The organism is Aliivibrio sifiae (genome assembly GCF_002954715.1).
Lineage (GTDB): Bacteria > Pseudomonadota > Gammaproteobacteria > Enterobacterales > Vibrionaceae > Aliivibrio > Aliivibrio sifiae.
In genome coordinates this window covers 220,969-246,588 of the sequence record NZ_MSCP01000001.1, presented here as the reverse complement: position 1 = coordinate 246,588, position 25,620 = coordinate 220,969, and the positions used below count along the sequence as shown (strand labels likewise).

The following is a 25,620-nucleotide window of genomic DNA, read 5'->3' as shown; positions in this document are numbered from 1 at the left end:
GGTTGCTTTTATTACTTAACAATAATCTGGATGAACTAGAAACATTTTTCGAGGCTCTGAAACTAGCTTAATATACCCCTTATTTTCTAACTCCAGTAGAGCTCTATCACGATCATTCCGATTGGTCAGTCCTTTCCAGCATTTTTGACTCAACTGTTGCTTTGTAAATGATCCGCCAAACTTAGACAGGTTGGCTAGTAAGGAACTTACACTTGCATCGCCCTCTCCTTGAGTCAGTGAACGAATTTTACGAGAGTGTGTCCTTAGATATCTCAACCACTTAAACGCCATTCTCAAGGCTTCTTGATCGATTAGCGACTCTCCAACTAACGATGCATCAGGTTCTTGTTCTCCGTTGATAGCAACTTGAAGAACAAGAGCAATCTTAGCTACCATCGCGGGATATTTAATCTCAATTGATTGCTCCTCATTTGAAAGATTCCCCACCGACGAATAGAAGTTTTTAGACCATTTATCCCATAGTTCCTGTGCTTCTGAATCAAAATTGAAACAATGATGCTCATCTTCCTCTAGCCTTGCCACACGAGTAAAGAGCTCATTTACAATATCTTTTGACTCTGGCGATACAGAGAAATCTGTATATTCAGTTAGACCATCATCAGGCCAAACTGCAAGTTGAAATCTCTCAAACAGACCATCATCAACACGCCCGCTTTCCCGGTCATGCAGAATAGGTAAAAGAACCTTAGGTTGAATAGCACCAAGAATATTTAAGTGTACGCTTTCTAATACTACTTTCTCTCTGCCGACTCTTTCTTGTGTGTATGGTGAACCTGATGCATTAAATCCCTCGAGAAACAACGCTCGCTCTTGCTCTCGTCCTTGTTTATTCATCGAAGCAAAAAATCCCGACAACTCATCTCTAAATTGCAGTACGCCTAAGCGATTGTCAGCAAGTCTAATTAAAAGTGCTTCAGGTGTCGCATCATTAACGATTACATCTCTTTTTGTAATGTTCGTTCTAGTAAGTGACGCAATCTCTTCGAGCAGTGTTTCTGCTGTTTTTGAATCATTTTTTTCTAAAGCTTCACTAAGCTGAATTTTTAGATCACTTTCCTTTTTATCAACAATTTCATTCAATGCATCTTGCTTTTTTTGATTTTTTAAGTTTGTTACATTGATTACTTTTTGTTGGGCATAATACAAGGGCTCCATCCCCCTATTCATCATCGGAGTTTTATATCGAGATGGTCCACCAATAATCATCCCCCATAAAGTGGGCTTAACTTTCCAACCTTTATCGTTTTTCTTTGGAGCAATAGACATAGTACCTCCAATTAAACTAGCTAAAGCGACAATCAAAGAAACAGCCAAATAATCTAATGGCGAGTTGTTCAACGATTTAGAAAATTCATGGATGTATTTCCATAGACTCGATGGAACCATTGTTTTATCAAAGTCTATTGGTGAGAATCTATTCAATGTAATAGGTTCAGGATCATGCCATTCAACAATATAACCTTGGTTATAATTTTGACAACTCTCCTGAACAGGCATAGACATACCGCGGTTATTGAGATAACTCATCTCTTCATATTCATATAGCTCTTTCTGTTCTTGAGAATAACATCTCAACATTTCGTCTTGATATTCACACTCAATATCGAGTGTGATATTTTCATTTTCCTCTGGATTTTTTTTACATGGAATTACAGTCGTTGATTTTAAAACAAGCGAATTACTGCCTGAAGTAAAAATTGAACCTTTAAGGAATTTAAAAATATTAATAGCACACCTCATTTTTTAGTTAGTGAAGACAAACAACCATACAAATATTTAAACCCCTAGATTAACTATAAGTAATTAAGTTTTTAAATATATTACAATGAAATTTTGGGTGTAATAATCCATAGGAGTTACACCCAAAAAAAGTTAATTTAAATATTTATCGAGAGAGGATTTGGGTTAGCTTTTTTAATCTGTATCTAGTGACCATTTTTTTCACTGACTTAGATGAATGCTTATCCATTATTTTTTTGACTGTCTTTACAGACATACTTCCCCCATAACGACCATAGGTTTCTTTTTCATATCCATGCCCAACAAGTTCAGCAGTAATAAATTCTTCAACTTTAGCTTGTTTCATTTTGTCGATGAAATAATGTCTAAATGAATGAAAGTCTCTATCTTTACCAAAGTCCCATTGCTTTTTATAGCCTGAAAACCATTTAGAAACATTTCTTGAATAACCATCCAATTCATAGTATTTCAACTCAGGAAACAAGCGCTCATTGCAAGATTCAACATACTTAATGAACCCTAGCTTAATCAGCGTTTTCGGGATAGGAATTGTTCTAGGTGCATTTTTGTTTTTTAGTCTCTGGTCACTCCCATCACGAGACACATCAATGCACCAAACACCGTCATTTTTTACTATGTTACTTCGATAAAGTTGAGAAATCTCATTCTGTCTCATGCCCATCTCAATCGCGATTAACACGATCCATTTTAAGTAGTTATGATTATCTTCAAATATGTCACTTTTTAAAATTTTCTTAATCTGCTTCTCACTAAAAGGCATTCGTTGAGCATTATCCTTTACGTCAATTTTTTTAGGTTTTAATTCTTTGAAATAATCATGCTTAATTAAACCTTGTGAGTGCAACCACCCAGAAAAGTTTCTAATGCTTCTAACATATCTTTCAGCAGTTGATACACTAATTCTATCCACTCCAAGCAACTCCGCTTTTTTTAATAACTCTTTACCATTTAAACCATTGAACATTTTATTTTTCGTTAAATTTCTAGGTAATGAATAGATCGCGTAATAAACTTCTCGGCAGTCCTTACCATTCCAAAGAAAAAAGTTTTTCTTACTCAATCTAATTGCATTTCTTATTGCAGCCTCTAAAGAATTTGCACTCTTTTTATTTACACCTTGAAAATTTTTATGAGCCACAAAAATATCAAGGTACTCATCTATGTTTTTATTAATCATGTTTAATCATCCTATGTCTCTTGGGATGAAATAATACGTATCAAAGTTTTATGTGCAAGCGTCAAATACTCAGAGTATTGTACAAACAATAAACAAATATCACATTTTCAATTCTTAACCCTTTATTTCGATAAGGAAAAGCATATCTATTTTTCAAGGTGGTAATTTACCAGAAACGTGAGATAGATCACGTACCACTAATTCTTTAACCCCTTTTAAATCAACAGCTTATTACCACAACAAACAAAATGGTAAACACTTTTTTCTTTTCCTCGTTACTCTTTCATATCTAAGTGCAAGATTTTCGTGAAACTCACAACCATCAACCTGCATAACCTGCCACACAGGGAGTTGAACTGGCGTCGAAAGTTTTATTGAATGGGGTGGTATCGAAATACTTCATAGAGGCGTCGTTTGACGCCTATCATTTGGTAGTTTTGGATTGTAGACTCTTGAAAATGGTGCTAGATTCAGGTACTAAATATGGATTTACCATCCAGTTAAACCGTTGATTTAAAACAATTAGGTAGAAGTTGGCGACTCCCCCCAGCTCCACCAAACGTTTGGAAAGGCTTGATTCCCTTAGGGTTTCAAGCCTTTTTCTTTATATGAGGTTTTATTTTCACGTATTGCTACACAAAGTGATACACATAACCAACTCCACTTATGTTACACAACGTAAAAACAGCTACAACTCCCCCCATTGTATTTCTGTAGGTTTATATTCCCCCAGCTTTTGATTATTAATATTAAATCAAATGGTTAACTTGAATGAGCATCGTTATTTAATATCAGAAATATAACCAAAGAAATTATTTTTTCATTTTAGTTTCTCTTGATCTACCCATAAAGATAACGCTTCACCAATCTCATGAGGGGAATCTTCTTGAATAAAATGAGAGCCTTTAACTGTGACTTCTTTAAGGTTAGGCCAAGTGCGAACAAAATCACGAGCATAACCAACTAAGAAAGCGCCAGGTTCTGCATTAATAAATAACTTAGGAATATTATTAGAGTGAGCTAAATATTTTGCATAGGAATCAATTAAAGCTACTGTTTCTGCTGGAGTTTCAGCAATTGGTAATTGGCGAGGGCCCGCTAACGTTGCTCGACGATCTTCCCCTGCATTAATGAAAGGACGACGATATTCGGCATGCTCTTTTTCTGTTAACTTTCTTAAAATGGCATTTGGAAGCAACGTTTCAATAAAAAAGTTATCTTCAAGCGCCATTTTATCGCCTTCAAGTGAACGTAACATACCTATAGGGTCATGTAACTCATGGTTAAATTCTTCCCAAGTAGGAAAAGTAGTAACAATAGCCTCCATGAAAGCAATGGCTTTTATTTTTTCTTGATTGTGATTAGCCCAATTAAAGCCAACCCCAGAACCCCAATCATGTAAGACCAATGTTACATTTTTATCTACACCTAATTCAGCCAATAATGCTGAAGTGTATTTAGTATTTTCTTTTAATGAATAACTCCCATCAGTAGTGTTATCAAGCTTCTCTGAATCTCCCATACCAATCATATCAATCGCAATTAAACGTCCTTGCCCTTCTTCCTGAGAACCCAATACCTCTATCGCTCCAGTAAAATCTCCTGATAAATAATAGCTATATCCCTTCAATAGCGGATCGTCAAAAAGCACTGCACTTTGCGCGTAATTTTTCTTTTCAAATTGAACGTAAGCCTGTTGATCTTTAGATAACCAGAATTCAAGGAATGAATATTGATGTACCACTCCCCATACAATATTTATTGCAATCAACATAAAAGCTAAATGTAATAATTTTAGTTTAGATAACACATGAAAACGGCTCGATTTATTTGCTACTCTCGAGGTTACATTGAATTGATTAACTACCATTGTAAAGTCCACCCACGCCTAAACCACATTAACTGGATCGGAAGCAACAAAAATAACAGCCAATAACCAGCATCCAACCAAGGCAAAGCGCTATCGTTAACCGCAAAAAGGTTATTTTTAATCTGTTTATAAACCAATTCGACATCACTAGAGTCATGAGTAAATGGGATCATTTTTCCGTGTCCGGCTTTTGCTAATAGAGAAAGCGTATTAAGTTGAGACTCACTTAAACCTATCTCTCCATTTCCGCCACTCGACGCGTTTTCCCCTATTGCCCATACAATAACTTGATGATTTTGTTGCTCAAATGCTTTAGTTAATTTATCAATAGCTGCTTCATTTGTTTTATCCGTTAGCATCAATACCGTTGACGGAGCTTTAACTTGCGACAATAATTTTTCAACTGGTTTTAATACTGACTCTGGTTTACTTTCATTATCAGGGAGTAAACTTCCATCTAATACATCTAAAAAATAGCGTGTTAACTCTTTATCTTTAGTTACTGGCATCGCTACGTGAGCACTACCTCCATAAACAATTAATCCAGTTTTGGCATCCCCCCTAAGTTCAATAAGTTGGTTTATTTTTTGTTTCGCTCTTTCTAATCGTGATGGTTGAATGTCTGTTTTATTCATCGATTCAGAAACATCTAAAGCAATAACCAATTCTGAATTATCTTCAAAAAACGGAGAAGCCTGCTGCTGCCAAGTTGGGCCAACCATAATGATGCTTGCTAAAATAGTAAAAACTAAAAACAATCGATTAGGGGATATTATTCGTCCGTGAGCTTGGTTAAGAGATAAGTGTTCAACCATATTTTTAGACATAACTGATTGCCATTGCACAACTAAATCATCTTGCTTCACTAATGTTTTATAAAATAAACCAAAAGTAATAAGCGTTAATAACCACAATGGACGCATAAAATGAAACTGGGTAAGATCACCGCTAATTAATGTGCTTAACTCACTCATTGTTTAGCTCCTCTCTTCTTTTTATCACTCGTTTTACTTGTCTTTGACGACGTAAATTTGCACCAAACACGATAAAAGCTGCAAATAAATTACTGACTAAACAGATGCCAAAAGCAATGTGGTGTAGGCTATGTTTCGGTCTATGAGACAACAACTCAAACTCTTGTTGTTCAAGTTTATCGATTGTTGAATATGCCAACTCAAGCTCTTGACGATCCATAGCATGAAACATCTGACCTCCTGTCACTTCTGATACCTTTTTGAGCGTAGGAAGATCCATCTTATAACGCCCCTTTGTACTCGGATCACCGATAGCAATGGTATATATTTTTACGCCATATTTTTCTGCAATTTCAGCGGCTTTTACTGGTGGCATTTTTGAGCTTGTGTCATCGCCATCCGTTAACAGTATCATCACTCTCTGCCGACTTTCTTCTTGTTCAAACACAGCTATAGATAATCCAATAGCATCACCAAATGCCGTTTGAAAGCCTGCATAACCAAGTTCAACATCATCAAGTAGTGCTTGCCAAACACCGATATCCTCAGTGAATGGCGCTTGAATATAAGCAGAATCAGCAAACAAAATTAAACCAAGTCGGTCATGCTTTCTTTGCGCTGCAAATTCTCGTAATACTTTTTTGGCAATGGTCAGGCGATCATGTTTTTTCCCTTCTAGATCAGTAAAGTCCTTTTCAGACATCGACCCTGAAAGATCCAGTGCAACCATGATTTCTCTAGCTGATTTTTTCTGCTCGATTGGCTCTCCGACCCACATTGGCTTTGCAATGGCAGCAACTAAAGCAAGATAACTAATAATGACCAATAACCATTGCACTTTTCGACGACTCAGTTTTACTGCTGTTTCAGATGGTTTTTCTGGTGATAATGCAGTAAGACGCTCAAAAAACGGTACTTGAATCGCACTTCTGGACTCTTTGTAAACAGGAAATAACCAATACACCGCAAAAGGTAAACAGAGCAGCGTGAATGCTAAAGGATATTCAAACTCAATCATGTGACACCTCGTGGTGTTTTATCCAAAGTGCAACGTTATCCAAAATAGCGTGTTTATTTTCTTCCGTTAATGTTGCTGTTGGTGAGTAAGCAAGTTGGGAAAGTAAGCCTGAGATCTCAGTCGAAAATTGACTCTTAGTACAATGGTCATCTAACCATTTCTCCCAAGCAATCCCAGTTAAAGGCGCGATGTCAGATCGAGGAAACGCATAAAGCGCCGTTCGACGTAACAGCTGTGGTAGCTTCTGATATTGTTCTTTCTCACTCAGTGGCTCTTGAAGAGTGAAATGTTCAAGCTCAATAAGTGCAGCACGTCGGTATGTATTTGACAGATAATTCTGAACAAAAAGATAGATACGATATAAAGCAAAGCAAAATAATAAAAACAGTAACCAATACCAACCTGGTGCATTGGGTACCCATGAAATATGTCCAGATATAGAGGGTTCAGATAGCGAACTCATTAATGGAGTTACATTTTCTGGCCGTAAAGACTCAAGCCCTATCGTTGTCATCATAATTCAGTATCCTCACTCACTTTAAATTAGCGCCTAGCGCTTTTCTAAGCTGAACATCTATTGGATCAAGAGTATTAAATGGCAACACAGGGATCCGATATTTTTTGGCCACCAAACTGAAATTTTCGATGGCTTGAACTACGTCATTAGAAAAGTCTTCACGTAATTTATCTTCTTGTCCCGATACAGATAACTGCATTTGGCCATCACTGAATACCATTTTATTTAACGTCGCTAAGTCATGTTCCAGCGGATCTGTCACATGGCATAGCACAACGTCATTATGCTGACACAATGATTTAATTTGCTCTTCACTCCGTTCGTTATAGCCATAACCATCGGTAATCAAAATCACTAACCCATCATGTTTGACTAATCTCTGTGCTTGATGAAAAAGTTTCGCAAACGAATTAGTTTGAGAGTCTTTAGCTTTACCAGCTTTAAGTTGCTGATTTTTAATCGCAATTTCATTCAGTATTTTAAGTACGTGATTTGTGCTTCGTTGGGGAGCAATAGACAAAGCAGTGTTGTCGTTGTAAATAATAGTGCCCACACGATCGGTGTTACCCACTACTTTCCAAGCAATTAAAGAGGCGATTTCAGCTGCAACCACTGACTTCATTCGACCTGTGCTTCCAAAAAACATACTGGTTCTTTGATCAACTAACAGATAAACATTCCTTTCTCGTTCTTCTGAGAAAATTTTGACATGAGGCTTTCCGGTTCTCATTGTCACTTTCCAGTCCATGGTACGAATATCATCTCCGATTTGATAATGACACATCTCTTCAAAATTCAATCCACGTCCACGTAGTTTAGAAACATGACGACCAGTCAACGCACTGTTAATAGGCTGAGTTGGTAAAAAATCAAAGCCATGAGCTTTATATTTTAAAAGTCGTAACGCTTTTAAATTCGTATAAATATCCGGATCAAGTATTGATTTCGTCTCCATGGTCACCTCCCGCGTTAAGCTACTGCAACCTGAGATAAGATCTCATTAATTACACGGTCAGAACTTATGCCTTCCGCTAGCGCATCATAAGACAAAATAAGACGATGACGTAAAACACCATGAACGACTTTACGAACATCATCGGGGTCAACAAAATCTTTACCATTCAGCCATGCTATCGTCGCTCTAGGGCTAGACCCCACGGCAACCCATTCAGAAAGCGAAGAATCAGGATAGAGCTCGGGTTGCCTTGTTGCCACAACAATTGAAACAATGTATTTAAGAACAGCATCACTACAATGAATATCTCGCAGTTGCTCACGCGCATCAAAAATACACTTAGGGTCAATAGGATCTGCTTTTTCTTGATTTGGTTTTTCTTCACTACGTACCATTTTAATAATTTGCTCTTCAGCTTCTGCATCAGGATAATCGAGGTTTATTTTCATAATAAATCTGTCCATCTGAGCTTCAGGTAATGGATACGTACCTTCTTGTTCTACTGGATTTTGTGTCGCTAGTACCATAAACAGATCAGGTAATTGGTATGTCTTGCCTGCAACCGTAATTTGTCTTTCTTCCATCGCTTCTAACAACGCCGCTTGCACTTTTGCTGGTGAACGATTGATTTCATCTGCAAGTAATAGATTATTAAAAACAGGACCCGGTTGGAAAGTTAATGTCGGTTTTCCATCCACATCTTGGTATACCTCTGTACCCGTCACATCAGAAGGTAAAAGATCGGGAGTAAATTGAACGCGACCGAGATCAACTTGCAATGCCGCTGCTAACGATTTGATAGAACGAGTTTTCGCTGTACCAGGTAATCCCTCTAGCAGTACGTTGCCATTAGTCAATAAAGCAACCAGTAACGTATCGACCATGTGTTGCTGACCTACTACTGAAGCTTCCATTTGTTTCTTTAGTTGTAATATCGACTCTAACGTTGGATTCATTTGCTTACCTTTTTGACTAGTTAATCAAGAAAAACCATGTTCAGCTAAACGAAGAAATAAAAAATCACTAATAAAAGTAATTAGTTACGCCATTTTTACTAAGAGTAGTCTAGATTTATTTATGTATAAGTAATCAACGTTGATTTCTCTATACCACTATCTTAAAACGTGACTTAACTGAACAATAAATAGGCTAACGCACTACGCTTATATCAATCAAGCATATCTAACTAACATCCACATTACTTATCTGCATAACACATATAAATCGATGTCATTTGTTTATTTATATTTGATTGCTAGAATTGTTCACAAGTTAAACAGTTATTGCATTTATTAGAGGTCAACAATGAAAAAATTAGCACTAGTAGTATTAGGTTTAAGCGCCGTTTCACTGCCGACTTTCGCAGCTGAAGAAGTTTCAACTCTTACTGAGTTTTTTAATGCCGATGGCAAAGTAACAACAACTGATAACTACGCCATATATGAGACTTCTCGTCAGTATTTAAAAAACCAAGAATTAGTAGGCGTAAATAAATTTCTACACAAACGTGAACTAACTCCAACAGATAAACAACCCGTAGTACGAATGAATCGTGATACATTCTACTCAATGGCAGTCGTCAATGTATCAAAGGGAGCGACTGTTACATTGCCTGAAATACCAGAAGGCAAATACATGTCGATGGAAGTTATTACTGAAGATCATCGTATTCAATCAATGCAATATGGGGCAGGAACATTTGATTTATCGACTCACAGTGGCGACCACGTTTATGTCATCGTTCGTACTGATGCAACCTTCACTAAAGATGAAGTCCATAAAATCCAAGATAAAATGCGTATAGATGCAAATGCTGATGGTAAATTTACTGCAATGCAAGTTGATGAGAAATCATTTGAAGCAGTAGAAAAAAATCTTAAAATGGAAATGCCAAAAATACTGAAACGTGATGGTGCACAAGCGACCTTTGGCATGTTTACAGACCCTGAAGATGCGTCAAAAGAACTGTTTACCAAAGAGAAATACGCTATTGGAGCAGCGATTGGTTGGGGGGGGGCGCAGCTAGAAGATAATATTTATGAAGTCTCAGGAAACTTCCCTGCTGATACATGTCATCAAGCAACATTCGAAGATCCAAAGAACCAAGCATTTTGGTCTGTAACTGTTTATAACAAAAAAGGCTTTATGTTTGGAGACGTTGCTAACGTTAGTTCTAATACGGCAGAAAAAAATGCCGATGGTACGTATACTGTAAGCTTTGGCTGTGGTGATAATGCTCCTAACAATATTAAAACAGCTAACGATTCTAACGTATTTAATTTAGCATTCCGTCACTATATTCCAAGCCAAAAAGTTCGTGATGGATTCCGTGTCCTACCTTATGTAAAGGCAGTGAAATAACTCACTCAATACCATTTCATTGAATCACTAATTACATTTGAATTTTTCTCGCTTTATTATTTCAACTGGATAAAATCCGTTGCTGTAACGAGGCGAGAATCATTCATTTTGCCTTATCTCTCCTTGATAAATAGCAACAAACCCTCCCTCTTTCTTCACCACTTATTTTTTGCACTACCGCACAGAATAAAAATAAATCATTAAATAGTAACAATATTCACGGCTAATTCTAAAATTCCCTACTATGTTAATAGTTCTAGCAAAGTGCTTAACGGTAAGTGAGGGAACATGAAAAAAACATTTGTAAAAGTTGTAGCAATGACAGCTGTAGCCGTCAGTCTATCAGGATGTGTTGGTAGTATGGCAGTGACCGGAAAGCTAATGCAATTCAACGTAGAGGTTGTAGATAACCGATACGCTAGGGCTGGAGTAAACTTTTTATTATCTCCTGTATATGCAATTACAACCGCTGCCGATTATATCGTTTTTAACTCTTTGGAATTTTGGACAGGTAAAAACCCAATCAATGGTTCTCCACACATTTTTGACAGTAAAACCGAGACCATGATAAATATTAATGACGATTTAGATGACTCATTAAAAGAAGCACCTGTTGGCCCAATCACTCTTCAACGAACTTATGAAACAGGTGAATTTCAACAAATCGATGAGAACACGATCCAAATGGATATTACGTATTCAAATGGCGATAAAGCAACACTGCTTGGTTTAAAAAATGACAATCAAGTAAGCTACTTTATTGATGGTGTTTTAGTAGCAGAAACAACGATTGAACAACTGCAAGAACTCGCGGCATCAAAAGCATAGTTTTTTGCTAAATCAATACCTATATTAACCATGTAAAAAAGCCCAATAATCTTGATATTGGGCTTTTCGTTTTGTCACTTATTAACCCTAAAATTAATTCAACATTTGTCCTTTGTAATCACCCGTTAAGGTTTTCAAATAAGCACTAATATCAGCAATCTCATTGTTACTCAATGTCACTCCTACTTGATATTCAGCCATAACTGCAACCGCTTCATCTAATGAATTAACACTACCATCATGGAAATAAGGCGCAGTAAGTGCAATATTGCGTAATGTTGGGACTTTGAAACGGTTCATATCATAGGCTTTATTTGTCACATTAAATCGACCATTATCAACCTCAGACACGTTACCTCTATGAGTGAAATAATCGGCTTTTAACCCCATAACTTCAAACGTTTGCCCCCCCATCGCTTGACCTGCATGACAGGTTGAACATTTGTTATCTTTAAATAATTCATACCCGTTTTTCTCTTGTGCACTCAGAGCTAAATCATCACCTTTTAAGTACTGATCAAAACGGCTGTTTGGTGTAATTAGGGTTTTCTCAAACTCAGCAATTGCATCGGTTATATTATCCCCCGTAATGCCATCAGGATAAATCTTGGCAAAAGCGACTTTCATTCCATCATCCAAATCTAGCTTTTGCGTAATTTGATCCCATGACGTAGAACCCATTTCTATTGGGTTCATTGGTGGTCCGCCCGCTTGCTCTTGCAGATCTCTCGCTCTACCGTCCCAAAATTGGTGAATATTATAAGAAGAGTTAAATACTGTTGGAGCATTGATTGGCCCTTTTGAACCATTAATACCAGTTGATGTGGTTAGCCTATCAACACCACCCGTTGCTAATGAGTGACAACTTGAACATGCAACGGTGTTATCACCCGATAAACGTGTGTCATGATAAAGCGCTTCACCTAAAGCCACTTTATTATTATCAACTTGTATAGCGTCATTAATGGGTTGAATCGCTTCATATTGAAATGCTCCGCTTGCTAATGACTGTTTATTTTCTTGTTCTTGTTTAATCCATGTTCGTAAAGTTTGTTTTTCATTATCAGATAAATTTGAACGCCAATGCATTGATAAATACGCTTTTGGTGGCATAGATGAGTCATTCAATACCCCGCTAATTTTAGCTAAGGCAACGTCTGATATCTCATTTCCATTTTCAAAACTAGCTAATACATCATTAAATTGAAAATGACGTAATCCACTTTCTACGTCTTTTTGCATGATTTGTTTAGCGATAGGAAGATTGGCATAAAAAGGCATTTCGCTATTATCGGTATGGCAATAACCACAACCATTTTCAGTTAATACTTTAAAGGCAGCAGAAGAAATTGGATCGTATTTATGATCTGATTGCGAAATTTTACTTTGGCTTAATGCTTTATCTGATGAATCCACCACATAAACGGTTCCTAGGTAAGCCACTGCACCTAGTCCTATAATCAATCCTAATTTTTTCATAACTTTCTCCTGCTACATGAATGTTCGCTCACGATAGAGTGAAAAAATGAGCCTTTCCAAGGAAGAAATATCATGAGAATCATCGCTTTAATCGATAACTGTATCTTACGATAATAAATAACCTTACTTTTCATAATGATAAATGACGCTCGGCATAAAAATGATCGTATTATGTTAAAATAATAACGGGCAGTTTATTATCCAAGATCAATTTTATAAACTTAGCTATTTATTAAAAAATATAAAAAAGCCCAACATCAAATGACATTGGGCGATATATTAATAAGCTATTTTAATTAATCGATTAAAACCAACGAATCAAGGATCCCTTTGCCACTGTGGATCCCTCCTTCATTTTCACTTGCAGGCTTGCTACGAATTAAATATCCAGCATACCCCTCAAATTCAGTCACTGGTTTGCCATTGTAATACGCGGTAAATAAGCCTATTTCACTAACTAAATCATCCACAATGGTTTGCTCACCATCACGAACAGCAATGGTTGGTGTATCACGCTCATGAGGGTACAAACGCTGCATTAATGCCCATGCATCATATTCTTCAAGAGCTAACTGGCTTAATTTCTTACCAATATCTTGCCCAAAGACACAATGACCACCGCCCTCACCTTGGTTTTTTAATACCCATTCTTCCTGTTTAGCTTCTGCGTTAAACCATTTAATAGTTTCGTTATTAACAGGCTTCATCTCAGCCAAAACACTTTTTACCAAGAGCGCTTCTTCAAGAGTTAAGTCCCAACGCATGTATTCAGATTCTGGCATCATGGTTAACAACATTTGCATTGTTTTACTGGTCGCCAATTGCTGACTGATGGTTGCGTTTACCGCGACGTAATGCTGCTCAATAAACAAACGAGTTTGACTTAACGTATGACAACATTCTGGTTCATTAAGTTCTGGAGAGAAATAATCCTCATATTGATAACCAGCACGTAGATACACTACATCAATCGGTCCTACATTATCTAATAACAAACGTTTATTCTCACCACTAGACAATTGAGTGCTGAGTTGCTCAAACGTACGTCTTACCGTCCGTATACCTTGTTTTTGCAACTCAACTTCCAGCAGATGCTGGTCATAAACGTTATCTTCGTTCTTTTGAACTACCATCAAGAACGTTGGTTTACTTTGAACATTAAAATCAGAACTTACCGATTTTGCAGCAGTCGCAATACCATAGGCCAATTGCTCTAAACCATGATTATCCGCAGGAATCGCTGATGGATCTTCAATCCATTGATTATAAGTCTCCGGCCATTGGTTTTTCATAAACGAATGAAATTCAGTTGCACGTTGACCAAAAGGTCCCATGCCTGCCGCAATCCCATTAAATTCAATCACTTTTGCACCATGGTTGCGGTCATCCATGAAATCCGTACGCATTAATAACAAAGGTTGACGAGCCGCAGTATAGTTATTTACATCACTATGCAATGTACTATGCAGTGACATCAAACGCCCAAAAAACGGATCCGCTTTTGCCATGTGACCTAATGATTCTTGTAGGAAGTCATGATCTTCAGAAACATTATTAATAAGCTTCGTAATCAATGGCGTTACCGTTAATAAATGCTGATAAACATTACGCTCAATAGTCATTGGGGCAATACTAAATGGACAATGCCGTGCCGTATTATCTGCTTGTCGAAATGCCACACCGTGCATAATTTCCCACTCACAGGCATCTTCGATGATTTGCTGAGATACAAACGATTTTTTTCTGTATTCATTTTAATTACTCTTAAATTTAATGACTCAAGCAACATTAGCGTTAGCTAGACCAAGTATGCTGTTCTGATGTTCGTTTTCTTCTTGTGCTTTTTGTGTCAAATACAAGTCGCGATAATCTCCGGCTTGAATAATAAGCTCATCATGGGTGCCACTTTGAACCACTTTCCCTTTATTCATCACTAAAATTTGATCGGCATTTTTTATCGTTGATAATCGATGAGCAACCGTTATTACCGTTTTACCATCTTGAAGATTTTCTAATGCTTTTTTTATTGCTTCTTCCGTTTCACTATCAATATTTGCCGTAGCTTCATCTAATAGAAAAATATTAGGTTGATGTGAGATTGCACGAGCTAAAGCTAACAGCTGTTTTTCACCAACAGAAAGTGATGAACCACCATGACCAGGTTGATGGTCATAACCATTGGCTAATCTACTAATAAATCGGTGTGCTTTTACTTGCTGTGCTGCTGTAATTACTTTTTCTTTGTCCGGTGTCGAGTGTGATAAATCAATATTCTCAATGATTGAACCACTAAAAATCGTCGGGTCTTGAGATACCAAGCCAAACATTTTCCGTAGTTGAATTTCTGGTAACGACTCGATTGGTTGGCCTCCAATTAAGATGGAGCCTTTTTGGTGTTGGTAGAATCGCATAAGTAAATTAATTACTGAGCTTTTACCACTGCCAGTATGACCAACTATCGCTGTAAACTGGCCACCTTTAGCCACAAAATTCACATCAGATAAGACTAAGTTTCCTTCGTCATAACTTAAGTCAACATGACGAAATTCAATGTCATGTGATGCTGAGATTTCAACTCGTTCTTGTGGATAACGATTCTGCTCAGATTCTTCATCCAACAACTCAAATACACGTTTTGATGCAACCGTTGCCACCTGCAATTTACGTAACTCCATTGAAAGCTGGCGGAACGGGTCAAAAAAACGTTCAATATAGTTCAAAAATGCATATAACGTCCCGACTTCAACCACAGTCGTTAATGACGCATTAGCAAACCACGCCACAATACCAGCAGCCGTTAAATTGGAAACTAAACGCGTTAACGGAATAAGCATGAAGCTATCAATAGCGATTGATTTAGTTCTAAACTCAAACCAACGCTGGTTTTCTTGTTCAAATTTATCTTTAAACACTTTTTCTTGATTAAACGCTTGAATCAATGCCATTCCTTGTAGCGATTCATTAATACGCCCATTAATATTACTGATCTGCTCTCGAACCCCGTTAAACACAGGCATTGAGATTTTTCGATACAAATGCATTGTTGCCAGTAATACAGGGATTAATACCAAGCTCAATAGCATCAAACGCCAATCCAAGAGCGCTATCGCAATAAATATCGCAATGATACGTAAACTGCCTTGAATGATCGTAGGGATCGTTGAGACAAACATATCACGCATAGATTCGGTATCATTTGTAATATAAGAAACCAATTTACCAGCAGATATTTTATCAAAGCTGCTGATTGAAAAATTCAATACATGATTGAACAGTTGTTTTCTCACATCATTAATCACCAACAAGGCACTATGACGAAATGATACTGCTTGCAAATAAGTAAATAACGCCGGTATCACATAAAACAGCATTACTAAGCTAACAAGCCCAATCAAATGTGACCATTCAAACTGCTGTGGTACGATAACATCATCAAGGATAATTTTTGCTAACCATGGAATCGCCATTTCAGCACTTATCGCAACCGTTAGCATCATAAAGGCAGTAATAAATCGTACTTTATGAGGCAAGGAATAAGCTAATAATCGTTTAAACAAGAAAGTATCACTTGGTTGCTGTGTTTGTTCTTCACCCATGGTGATCTCCTACTTCCTTCATCTCTTCACTATCAGGAATTGAGATATCTTCAATCACGGTATTTAGCTGACTTTGCCTTTGGTAAACCATCGAATACCAACCTTGATTAGCCAATAGATCATGATGTGATCCTTGCTCCTCAACTTGCCCTTCATTCAGCACAAAAATTCGATCCGCTTCAATTAAATTAGGTAACCGTTGTGTCACTAGCAGCATCGTCTTATGGCTATAATTTGCTTTTAAGTTTTGGCGCACAATTACTTCTGTTTTGATGTCTAATGCACTGAACGGATCATCTAATAACAAAATATCCGCATCAGATAACAAGGCTCTTGCTAACGTTAATCGCTGACGCTGCCCACCAGAAAGATTACTTCCACCTTCACGAAGTTCGGTATTAAATCCATCAGGCATATCATCGATTTCATTTTTAATTCCAGCCATATTAGCAACGTGTTGAATTTGCTCATATGTGGCATCGGGTTTGGCAAGTGCTATATTTTCAGCAACAGTGCCTGAAAATAAGAACGGTTTTTGTGGAACCCACGCCATCTTGTTTCGTAATGAATGAAACGTTAATGAGTCAACCAAGTGACCATCAATACTAATACTTGATCCATTTGGTAATTGAAACTGTCTTAATACCAGTTGCAATAAGGTACTTTTACCACTGCCAGTTGGCCCTGTTATTCCAATAAAACTGCCGTCAGGTACCGTTATATTAATTTTATCGAGCGCTCGTCGGTTCGCATTTTGGTAAGAGAATGAGGTGATATCAATATTCAACGTTGCTTTCGCATCAACTGGTAATATAACCGCTCCTTCAACCACTTCTTCTTTCTCTGAAAAAAGTGCCTCCAAGCGTTTCCAAGACGTACTGCCACGCTGGAAAACATTAAACTGCCAACCAAATTGTAAAAATGGTCCTAATAATTGCCCAAGGTATAACGTAAAGGTAGTAAACAAACCCACAGAAATCAGATCATGGCTGATTAACCACGCACCATAAGCCAATGAAATAACAAATGATAAGCCGTAAATAAGTTGAATGGTGGGTGCAAACGCTGCATCCACTTTCGCAACTGCTAAGTTTGCTTTTAATGTTTCATCAAGAGTTTTACCAAAGCGTTGCTCTTGACGTTGCCCAATACCATGAGAACGAACCGCACGAATACCAGACACCGTTTCACGCGTCTCTTCATTTAAATTAGCAAAACTCTCTTGCGCACGACCGAACGTTTTATGTAGATTTGCACCATAACGTTTCGTAATGAAAACCAACAAAGGAAATGGCAGTAATGCCACAGCGGTTAGTTCTCCGCTCACAATAAATATCATGCCGAAAATCACAGTCAAACCTGCAATAAAAGAATCGACTAACGTCATGATCCCCATGCCTGTCGCTTCTTCAACTGCGTTTAAATCATTGGTGGCATGAGCCATTAAATCGCCCGAACTTCGGCGAGAATAAAATGACGGTGACAACATTGAAAACTTTCGAAATAAATCTCGACGCAGCACTTTCGCAATAGCAATAGAAGCTCCATACAATTGGCTTTGCCATACATAGCGCAAGCCATACATAGCAATAGCTGAAACAACAATGCCACCAATATGAATCAACAAATATGTAATACTTAATTCGTTAGCACTGATGCTATCGATGATTCGTCCAATTAACCAAGAAGGAATTAAACTGAGTAATGCCACCACTTGTAATGCGACAATGGCAATGATGTATTGGCGTGAAAACATTTTTATGTAACCACGCAATTTCCACAAAATATTCATTAAATTACGCTACCACCTCTTCTATTTCACAATCACACTGCAAATAATTTTTTTGCTGAATAAACTCATCAAAACTCATGTCTTGTTGTGTCTCCATCTGTTGTTGCTTAACTAAGGACTCGCTAACTAATCGAGTTAAATTACCCATTTCTTCTTCATCAATATTTACATCTTGATGCTGTTTAAAATGCACTTCAGATAATCTCTGGGTCGCTAATTTATAAGAGAGTTTTTCATCTTTCATCATTGCTAGCATTTGTGCTGATGGCGTTAAATTACTATCAAAAAACTTAACTCGTTCATGCTCAATACTTTGTTTATGTCCTTCTGTAGCAAACGTCTTATCAAGCCAATTTGCTACTGGTTCAATTGAAGATAATAGTGCGACACCAAGCTCTTTAAGTTTAAGATCCCCTTCAAGCGTGGGTAACAGTAACCCTTCTTTTCTCCCTTCGGTTGCAACTAACTCTTGGCGACGTGCAATTAATAATCGCTCCTTGTCTGTTAACTCTGGGCTTGGCGCTAATGCGTTATACGCAAGGAATGCATCGATAAAATGGCTTTGCTCTTCATTAATTCCTAACGGTAAAAATGGGTTGTTATCTAAACTGCTTAACTCAATGTATTGAATACCGTGATGACACATCGCATATAAAGGACGCAATTGGTCATTAACGATTTTAGGTCTTACAGAACCATACAATTCATTTTCTAACTGTAATACCGACCCATTTAATTGTTGGTCTGCATTGAGGTGAGTATAGCGATCGCTTGGTGTGCTTAATGCGTGACACAAATCTGCCAAGTATTCTTGTTTATTATTAAAGCTCACTGGATAAAGAGATTGTTCATTACTGCTATAGCCCATGTTACTTAGGCGTAACGACGTCGCCCATGGTAGGTAATACGTATCTTCATCAAATACACGTAAAGGATGAGCTTGATTCGTTACATAGCTTTTATCCACCGCAGGCGATGTGCCAAATAAATAAGGAATAATCCAACCATTACGTAAAACATTGCGGATCAAATGAAAATAACGGTCCGAAATAAATTCACTTAACGGTAACTCACTGCTCATGTGAGAATGTAATGTCGCCCAAAACGAGTCAGGAAATGAAAAATTATAATGAATACCTGAGATTAACTGCATTCTTTTACCATAACGGTTTGCCAACCCTTTACGGTAACGCACTTTATGTTGTCCTGCGTTAGAGCTCCCGTATGTCGCAATCACAATATCATCGTCACTTGGTAGCGCCGGCGGCATGCTTGCGCCCCACATGATTTCATTATTAGGTAAATTCGCTGCGACGAAGTGATGCAAAGAAGCCAATGAATCAAACATTGCTTTTCTTTTCGTCATTGCCGGTGTCACTAACTCTAATTGCGCTTCTGCAAAATCAGTCGTGATGTAAGGGTGCGTTAACGCAGAGCCCAGCTCTTTGGGATGAGATAAGTTTGAAATACGGCTTTCAGGCGTAGTGCGGATCAACTCTCTTTCAATTCCACGTCGAATGTCATGCAGTGTACTCATGGCATCTGCGTCATTTAAAAAAGAAAGCATGCTAGATTCTAGGTATTTCACATCTGTGTTTTTCATTTATGTTCTTCATAAAAAATATTTTTAACAACTTGAAGACGCACAAATAGAGAAAAAGACGCAAAAAATTTAAATAAAATGAAAAAAGAAATAAAAGTGAATAAACGGAAAATAATGACTCTATTTACCGTTTATTTTAAGGAAGAAATGAAATTACTTAGGTTGCGAACTACAGCCTTCTTTTTTAGGAGAATAGCCCGTTACCGCCCCTCCTTCATTAAGTTCAAAATCACAGCATGTCATTAAATGTTCGCGGAACTTTACTCGCCCACGTTGAATTCGACTTTTTGCTCCTGATAAAGAAATCCCTAACTGGTCAGCTATTTCTTGTTGAGGTACTCCCTCTAGTTCAGCCAAACGTAAAGGAGTGCTGTATTTTTCAGGGAGATCATCAATTAATGGACGTAAACATTCTGCTAATTCTTTACGAGCTTCACCCACAGTATCTTCTCCTTCAGCAATTAAATCTTCAGGTAGTTCATCATAAGGCAACTTATTACGATAAAAATCCATGATGGTGTTATAGGCAATTTTATATAACCACCCCTTCAAACTTCCTTGCGATTTTAATTGATGCAAATTACTGCTGGCTTTTATATAAACATCTTGAAGTATGTCATCTACCGCACTTGCATCATCCACTCGTTTGTAAACGTAATTACGCAATTGCGCTTTGTGATTTTGCCATTCTGACAACATAGAAACAGGCCTCAGATAAATAAAATAATGTGGGGATTAAAGTAAGACGATGCAATACAAAAAAAGACGCAATAAATATAGTTTATTTTTTATCTTTGTTTTTTAAGTGTTTTTTTGCATCTTTTTTTTCTTCAATGCGTCTCTTTGATATTAGCCATTCAAGAAAGTATCTCCTTTGAACACTTTCCTACGATAGGCACATTGGTTACTTAAAACTAGCAGTTACCTTGTTATCGTAACCCAAATTTATTTTTTAAACATCAGGAGTCTCATATGAGCTTCACATTAATTGGCCTCTTCATCGCCTTTTTAGGATTTTACTTCTTACTGTTTCAGCTAAAAAAACACAAGAAAAGTTTCAATTATCGTGTATTAACCGCTTTAATTGGTGGGTTAGTTTTTGGTAGTTTAATTCAGTTAATTCTAGGAAACGGCAACAGCATTACTGGTAACTTTGCTGAAATTATTTCTGTTTTTGGTAGCGGCTACATTAAGCTATTGCAAATGATCGTGATCCCTCTGGTTTTTGTAGCCATGACAGCTTCAATAATGAATGTAGAAGGAAACGGATCATTATCAAAAATTGCACCTAAAGTGATTGGGGTATTAATTTTCACTGTCGCTATAGCTGCTCTTATAGGTATTGCGAGCATTTATTTATTTATTCAATATTGATGCTAACAGTTTAGTTACGGTCATAGGTTCTAACGCCGCAATAGAAACTCGAAGTAATAATTTGGTTTCAACTCAAGAATTGATGGCTAACAATGGATTGTCTGAATTAATCCTTTCTATTATTCCTGCCAATATTTTTGAAATGCTGACAGGTTCAGAGAGAACCTCAACCTTATCTACCGTGTTATTTGGTATGTTTTTAGGCTTTAGTGTTCTTCAAGTTAAAAAGCGTAAACCAGAAAAAGTACAAGGCTTCATCGATTTCATTAATTCAGCGAAAGAAGTCGTATTATCAATGGTTCGTGAGATCCTAAAGCTCACCCCTTATGGTGTCTTCGCTTTAATGACTACATTCATGATGACCAACGACCTTTTTGCTTTGGCTGAAATGGGACGATTTTTACTGGCCAGTTATACCGCGATTATTGTGATGTTTGGTCTTCATCTTGTCTTAGTTTCTTTCTTTGGTTTATCCCCAAAAACCTTCGCGAAGAAAACGTGGCCAGTTCTCGTCTTTGGTTTTGGATCTCGCTCAAGCATGGCGGCGATCCCGCTCAATGTAGAAACACAAACACAGCGCCTTGGTGTCGATGAAGAAACAGCAAATATGTCTGCCACTTTTGGTACCAGTATTGGACAAAATGGGTGTGCGGGTATTTACCCTGCCATGCTTGCGATTATGGCGGCTCAAGTCATGGGGATCCCTATTGACTTTAACTTCATTGTTCAACTTGTTGCCGTGATTGCAATTGCCTCTTTTGGTATTGCGGGTGTAGGCGGCGGTGCTACTTTCGCAGCAGTTGCTGTACTTACCATTATGGGATTAGATATTACGATTGTCGCCATTCTTGTCTCTATCGAAGCATTAATCGATATGGCCAGAACCGCACTTAATATCTCTGGATCAATGTTGTCAGGTGTCATTACGGCAAAACGTAATGGGTCATTAAACACAACACAATATAACGCTCAAAGCATAGCACCAATACAGAAGGAGAGCGAAATTTCAGCCTAATCACTCCCACCTCTTCCTCTTTTTTCACCAACTCAACGCTTAACCAGTAAGGGCATTTAATTTAATGCCCTTATATTTTAATAAGGTAAAAAATCATGACTATTATTGTTTTAGGTGGCAGTGCTGCCGGCATGAGCTTTGCAGCTAAATATAAAAGAAATCAACCCAACGACAACGTCATTGTGGTTGAAAAACGTGACTATATCTCTTTCGGTGCCTGTGGTTTACCTTATTTTGTAGCGGATAAATTCAGTAATACTGAACGAATGATCTCACGAACCCCCGAACAAGCCACCGAATCTGGCTTAGATATTCGTTTAAATACTGACGTTATTGCCCTCAACCAAACCGATAAAATCGTGACTGTACGACACCAAAATGAAGAGCAATCACTTCATTATGATCAACTTATTATCGCCACCGGCGCTCGACCAATTATTCCAGATTTAGGTCACTACAATACTAAACAAATTTATACATTAACGACCATGGAAGATGGCATCGCTGTAAAAAAGCAATGCAGGCTCCAAGCAAACCGAAGGTGGCGATTATCGGTGCTGGGTTTATTGGCCTAGAGATGTTTGATGCGGCACATGACTTAGGAAAAAACGTAACCTTAATTGAACGTGAAAAGCATATATTGAGTCGTCAATTCAGCCCAGAGATGATACATAACGTAGAAGAAGCAATTCGACAAACAGGTACGAACTTACAACTTAATACTCAAGTGAATTACATTAGCGATAATGATAATAGTTATACCATTGCTACTAATAACGGTGATATAACCGCGGATATCATTATATTAGCACTTGGATTCAAACCAAATACCGAATTTATTGAATTACCAAAACTGGGGAACGGTGCCTTATTGGTCGATAAATTTGGGGAAACACAAGATCCCAATATTTACGCCGTCGGCGATTGTGCTACCGTGCATCACCTCTCCTTAGATAAGCCGGTTTATCTTCCTTTAGCCACAACAGCAAATAAACAAGCCCGCATGATGGCAGATAAATTATCAGGTAAAGAAACCTATTTAACTGGCTTTTTAGGATCATCATCATTAAAGGTACTTGATTACGAATTAGCGAGTACGGGAGTATCTGAATGGCTAGCTAAACAACATCATTTATCAGTGAATACGTCCGTTATTAATGATAAAAACCAAACTGATTATTATCCTGGTCAAGAAGACATAAAGATTAAATTGGTTTATCACCCAGAATCAAACGTGTTGTTAGGTGGTGAGATAGTCGGTAAAAAAGGCGCAGTTGGTCGACTAAATGCATTAGCGGTGGCCATCACCGCAAAAATGACGACACAACAACTCGGCTATTTAGACTTTAGTTATGCGCCTCCTTTTGCAAGAACGTGGGACGCTCTCAATGTTGCTGGTAACGTAGCTAAATAAGAGATAACAACCGTACCAATCTACATAAAAAAAACACCGAACATTACATGCTCGGTGTTTTTTCATAAACATAAACTCATGATTTGTTATGAATATAACTTATCAATTTCACTTTTCAATAAAAGAAAAGACGCTTGAATTTGCCCTAACGGAGACGCGATATTCATTCGATAAAAATTAGCATTCGGTTCACCAAACCATGATCCCGGAGTTAATCCCATCTTCGCTTTATTTACGATAAGCATTTTTAATACCTCTTCTTCCAAGCTTAGTCCCGAGAAATCAAACCATATTTGGTTTGTCCCTTCTGGCTTGTAAACCAATATCTGAGGTAGATTCTTTTTGATGAAATCAACAATCCAATTCACTGTATTTTCGGTATAAGCTAAAAAGCCATCAAACCACGCTTGTCCTTTTTCATAAGCCGCTATGGTGGCAAACGTAGTAAACGCATTACCATGATCTAAAGATAATGAATTGACTGTCGCTTTTATCTGCTCGAACATCTCTTGATTATCAGTATAAATATACCCGTTTGAGATACTATTTAAGCCAAAATTTTTCGCTGGAGAGCCGATAATCGAAACACTCTTTTCATAACCAAACTCAACAATACTGGTAAATTTATGCCCCGAAAATACGATATCCGCATGAATTTCATCACTGATTATCACGACATCATATTTTTTAGCGATATCGACTAATTGTTGTAATTCACTTTTCTCCCATACTCTGCCCACAGGGTTATGAGGGTTACAAAGCAGAACCATTTTTACATCACCGTTTTGTAATTTACCTTCAAAATCATCAAAGTCCATACGATATTGACCATCTTCGATCTTCATCGTATTGCTTATCGCTTTTCTACCAGACGACTCAATTAAACGCTTGAATTGGTGATAAACAGGGGTTTGAATTAATACTCCATCACCTACTTCTGACCATTCACGGATCAATAATGCAATGGCATTCAACACTCCAGGAACTTGAACAAAGGTCTTAGGATTCAATTCGATATGGTGCTGACGCTTGTTCCAATCTGAGATCGCCTTAAACACGGCAGATGAGTTAAATTCATACGCATACACTTCGCGATCAACAAGACGTTGTAATTCTAACGTGATGGGATTAGCAATAGGAAAGTCCATATCTGCCACCCAATATGGCGTGACATCTTCCGTTTTATAAATATGGTTTAACATCTCAGAATCGTATTTTATGAACTTATTCTGAGCATCACTATTTTTAGGTTTATCTGAAAACATGCGGGGTTATCCTCAATTAAAATTTATGCTTTACGATATCTTAGACGTCTAATAATAAAAAAAGACGCAACATTTTTACGCATTATTAAAAATCACAATATTTAAAAATAATGCATCTTTTTCTTGTTACTCACGTCTATCCATTAATAACAATATTGCGTTAATACGAAATTAAGAGAGAAAAACATGTCACAAACAATAATAAAAGGTATTAAAGAGTTAAACGAAGAAGCACGTTCAACTGTAGAAGAAATGTCGATTGCAAAGGCAAAAACATTATATCAGGACGAGAACTATATCTTTGTCGATGTTCGAGAAGCAGCGGAGCGAGAAGAGCATGGTGTCATTCCTGGGGCATTTACTTGCCCAAGAGGAATGTTAGAGTTTTTAATTGATCCGAAATGCCCTGCTCATAATGAGATTTTCAACCAAGATAAGACGTATGTTTTCTATTGTGCTCATGGTTTACGCTCACTTTATGCTGCAAAAATGGCCTCTGAAATGGGACTGTCACCAATAAAAAATCTGACGGGTGGTTTCTTTGCTTGGTCAAAAGAATAATAAGATAAAATAACCATAGCCACATAAAGTAAAAACCCA

At 37.4% G+C, this 25,620-nt stretch carries 18 protein-coding genes and 2 pseudogenes; 5 read left to right on the top strand and 15 right to left on the bottom strand.

Annotated features, from left to right (window positions below; genetic code table 11):
• Positions 1–15: 15 nt before the first annotated feature.
• The 8 genes from BTO23_RS01020 to BTO23_RS00985 all read right to left on the bottom strand — a co-directional run bounded on the left by BTO23_RS01020 (position 16) and on the right by BTO23_RS00985 (position 9,249).
• Positions 16–1,761, bottom strand: a complete 1,746-nt coding sequence (locus tag BTO23_RS01020; RefSeq protein ID WP_105062831.1) for a YfjI family protein — start codon at positions 1,759–1,761, stop codon at positions 16–18.
• Between the two features lie 145 nt (positions 1,762–1,906).
• On the bottom strand, positions 1,907–2,959 hold the full coding sequence (locus tag BTO23_RS01015; RefSeq protein WP_105062830.1) for a site-specific integrase: 1,053 nt from the start codon (positions 2,957–2,959) through the stop codon (positions 1,907–1,909).
• An 820-nt stretch (positions 2,960–3,779) separates the two neighbouring features.
• Complete coding sequence (locus tag BTO23_RS01010; RefSeq protein ID WP_245922066.1) at positions 3,780–4,829, bottom strand: haloalkane dehalogenase; 1,050 nt, start codon at positions 4,827–4,829, stop codon at positions 3,780–3,782.
• Positions 4,823–5,803, bottom strand: coding sequence for a VWA domain-containing protein (locus BTO23_RS01005; protein WP_105062829.1), 981 nt, complete (start codon positions 5,801–5,803; stop codon positions 4,823–4,825). Before BTO23_RS01005 ends, BTO23_RS01010 begins: the two co-directional genes overlap by 7 nt.
• A complete protein-coding gene (locus tag BTO23_RS01000; protein ID WP_105062828.1) occupies positions 5,796–6,821 on the bottom strand; it encodes a vWA domain-containing protein in 1,026 nt (341 codons plus the stop codon). The genes BTO23_RS01005 and BTO23_RS01000 overlap by 8 nt, the downstream gene beginning before the upstream one ends.
• Complete coding sequence (locus BTO23_RS00995; RefSeq protein WP_060991715.1) at positions 6,814–7,338, bottom strand: DUF4381 domain-containing protein; 525 nt, start codon at positions 7,336–7,338, stop codon at positions 6,814–6,816. Before BTO23_RS00995 ends, BTO23_RS01000 begins: the two co-directional genes overlap by 8 nt.
• A 16-nt stretch (positions 7,339–7,354) precedes the next feature.
• On the bottom strand, positions 7,355–8,293 hold the full coding sequence (locus tag BTO23_RS00990) for a DUF58 domain-containing protein (RefSeq protein WP_105062827.1): 939 nt from the start codon (positions 8,291–8,293) through the stop codon (positions 7,355–7,357).
• A gap of 14 nt (positions 8,294–8,307) precedes the next feature.
• Positions 8,308–9,249 carry an AAA family ATPase gene (locus BTO23_RS00985; RefSeq protein ID WP_105062826.1) on the bottom strand — a complete coding sequence of 314 codons (942 nt, stop codon included), beginning with the start codon at positions 9,247–9,249 and terminating at the stop codon, positions 8,308–8,310.
• A gap of 349 nt (positions 9,250–9,598) precedes the next feature.
• Here BTO23_RS00985 and BTO23_RS00980 point away from each other — a divergent pair, with 349 nt between their 5' ends.
• Together BTO23_RS00980 and BTO23_RS00975 are read left to right on the top strand one after the other, a co-directional pair.
• On the top strand, positions 9,599–10,654 hold the full coding sequence (locus BTO23_RS00980; RefSeq protein WP_060991718.1) for a DUF1254 domain-containing protein: 1,056 nt from the start codon (positions 9,599–9,601) through the stop codon (positions 10,652–10,654).
• Positions 10,655–10,942: 288 nt separating this feature from the next.
• Positions 10,943–11,482, top strand: a complete 540-nt coding sequence (locus BTO23_RS00975; RefSeq protein WP_060991719.1) for a DUF3332 domain-containing protein — start codon at positions 10,943–10,945, stop codon at positions 11,480–11,482.
• Between the two features lie 93 nt (positions 11,483–11,575).
• Here the strand turns inward: BTO23_RS00975 and BTO23_RS00970 are convergent, their stop codons facing one another.
• The 6 genes from BTO23_RS00970 to sigZ form a co-directional block, all read right to left on the bottom strand.
• Positions 11,576–12,961, bottom strand: a complete 1,386-nt coding sequence (locus BTO23_RS00970) for a cytochrome-c peroxidase (protein WP_061030246.1) — start codon at positions 12,959–12,961, stop codon at positions 11,576–11,578.
• A gap of 296 nt (positions 12,962–13,257) precedes the next feature.
• Positions 13,258–14,679, bottom strand: coding sequence for a glutathione synthase (locus BTO23_RS00965; protein WP_105062825.1), 1,422 nt, complete (start codon positions 14,677–14,679; stop codon positions 13,258–13,260).
• 60 nt (positions 14,680–14,739) lie between these two features.
• Positions 14,740–16,557 carry an ABC transporter ATP-binding protein gene (locus BTO23_RS00960; RefSeq protein WP_105062824.1) on the bottom strand — a complete coding sequence of 606 codons (1,818 nt, stop codon included), beginning with the start codon at positions 16,555–16,557 and terminating at the stop codon, positions 14,740–14,742.
• Positions 16,550–18,349, bottom strand: a complete 1,800-nt coding sequence (locus BTO23_RS00955; RefSeq protein WP_105062823.1) for an ABC transporter ATP-binding protein — start codon at positions 18,347–18,349, stop codon at positions 16,550–16,552. The genes BTO23_RS00960 and BTO23_RS00955 overlap by 8 nt, the downstream gene beginning before the upstream one ends.
• Positions 18,350–18,353: 4 nt before the next feature.
• A complete protein-coding gene (gene gshA, locus BTO23_RS00950) occupies positions 18,354–19,952 on the bottom strand; it encodes a glutamate--cysteine ligase (protein ID WP_105062822.1) in 1,599 nt (532 codons plus the stop codon).
• A 153-nt stretch (positions 19,953–20,105) separates the two neighbouring features.
• The gene (gene sigZ / locus BTO23_RS00945; protein WP_061003124.1) at positions 20,106–20,651 is read right to left on the bottom strand and encodes an RNA polymerase sigma factor SigZ; all 546 of its coding nucleotides are present in this window, start codon (positions 20,649–20,651) and stop codon (positions 20,106–20,108) included.
• 273 nt (positions 20,652–20,924) lie between these two features.
• On the opposite strand from sigZ, the pseudogene BTO23_RS00940 reads away from it, so the two are divergent.
• A pseudogene (locus BTO23_RS00940) lies at positions 20,925–22,341 on the top strand (cation:dicarboxylate symporter family transporter).
• Positions 22,342–22,436: 95 nt separating this feature from the next.
• Positions 22,437–23,755, top strand: a pseudogene (locus tag BTO23_RS00935) (CoA-disulfide reductase).
• 86 nt (positions 23,756–23,841) lie between these two features.
• Here the strand turns inward: BTO23_RS00935 and BTO23_RS00930 are convergent.
• Positions 23,842–25,020, bottom strand: coding sequence for a MalY/PatB family protein (locus BTO23_RS00930; protein WP_105062821.1), 1,179 nt, complete (start codon positions 25,018–25,020; stop codon positions 23,842–23,844).
• Positions 25,021–25,206: 186 nt separating this feature from the next.
• Here BTO23_RS00930 and BTO23_RS00925 point away from each other — a divergent pair, with 186 nt between their 5' ends.
• Entirely contained in the window at positions 25,207–25,581 is a 375-nt protein-coding gene (locus tag BTO23_RS00925; RefSeq protein ID WP_105062820.1) for a rhodanese-like domain-containing protein, read from the top strand.
• The last annotated feature ends 39 nt before the right edge of the window (positions 25,582–25,620 follow it).

What these genes read in the sequence shown, in the direction of transcription:
- BTO23_RS00990 (WP_105062827.1), bottom strand. Translation starts at nt 8,293, where the DNA reads ATGGAGACGAAATCAATACTTGATCCGGATATTTATACGAATTTAAAA.
- BTO23_RS00985 (WP_105062826.1), bottom strand. Translation starts at nt 9,249, where the DNA reads ATGAATCCAACGTTAGAGTCGATATTACAACTAAAGAAACAAATGGAA.
- BTO23_RS00995 (WP_060991715.1), bottom strand. Translation starts at nt 7,338, where the DNA reads ATGATGACAACGATAGGGCTTGAGTCTTTACGGCCAGAAAATGTAACT.
- BTO23_RS01015 (WP_105062830.1), bottom strand. Translation starts at nt 2,959, where the DNA reads ATGATTAATAAAAACATAGATGAGTACCTTGATATTTTTGTGGCTCAT.
- sigZ (WP_061003124.1), bottom strand. Translation starts at nt 20,651, where the DNA reads ATGTTGTCAGAATGGCAAAATCACAAAGCGCAATTGCGTAATTACGTT.
- BTO23_RS01010 (WP_245922066.1), bottom strand. Translation starts at nt 4,829, where the DNA reads ATGGTAGTTAATCAATTCAATGTAACCTCGAGAGTAGCAAATAAATCG.
- BTO23_RS01005 (WP_105062829.1), bottom strand. Translation starts at nt 5,803, where the DNA reads ATGAGTGAGTTAAGCACATTAATTAGCGGTGATCTTACCCAGTTTCAT.
- BTO23_RS00970 (WP_061030246.1), bottom strand. Translation starts at nt 12,961, where the DNA reads ATGAAAAAATTAGGATTGATTATAGGACTAGGTGCAGTGGCTTACCTA.
- BTO23_RS01000 (WP_105062828.1), bottom strand. Translation starts at nt 6,821, where the DNA reads ATGATTGAGTTTGAATATCCTTTAGCATTCACGCTGCTCTGTTTACCT.
- BTO23_RS00980 (WP_060991718.1), top strand. Translation starts at nt 9,599, where the DNA reads ATGAAAAAATTAGCACTAGTAGTATTAGGTTTAAGCGCCGTTTCACTG.
- BTO23_RS00960 (WP_105062824.1), bottom strand. Translation starts at nt 16,557, where the DNA reads ATGGGTGAAGAACAAACACAGCAACCAAGTGATACTTTCTTGTTTAAA.
- BTO23_RS00930 (WP_105062821.1), bottom strand. Translation starts at nt 25,020, where the DNA reads ATGTTTTCAGATAAACCTAAAAATAGTGATGCTCAGAATAAGTTCATA.
- BTO23_RS00975 (WP_060991719.1), top strand. Translation starts at nt 10,943, where the DNA reads ATGAAAAAAACATTTGTAAAAGTTGTAGCAATGACAGCTGTAGCCGTC.
- gshA (WP_105062822.1), bottom strand. Translation starts at nt 19,952, where the DNA reads ATGAAAAACACAGATGTGAAATACCTAGAATCTAGCATGCTTTCTTTT.
- BTO23_RS00925 (WP_105062820.1), top strand. Translation starts at nt 25,207, where the DNA reads ATGTCACAAACAATAATAAAAGGTATTAAAGAGTTAAACGAAGAAGCA.
- BTO23_RS00955 (WP_105062823.1), bottom strand. Translation starts at nt 18,349, where the DNA reads ATGAATATTTTGTGGAAATTGCGTGGTTACATAAAAATGTTTTCACGC.
- BTO23_RS01020 (WP_105062831.1), bottom strand. Translation starts at nt 1,761, where the DNA reads ATGAGGTGTGCTATTAATATTTTTAAATTCCTTAAAGGTTCAATTTTT.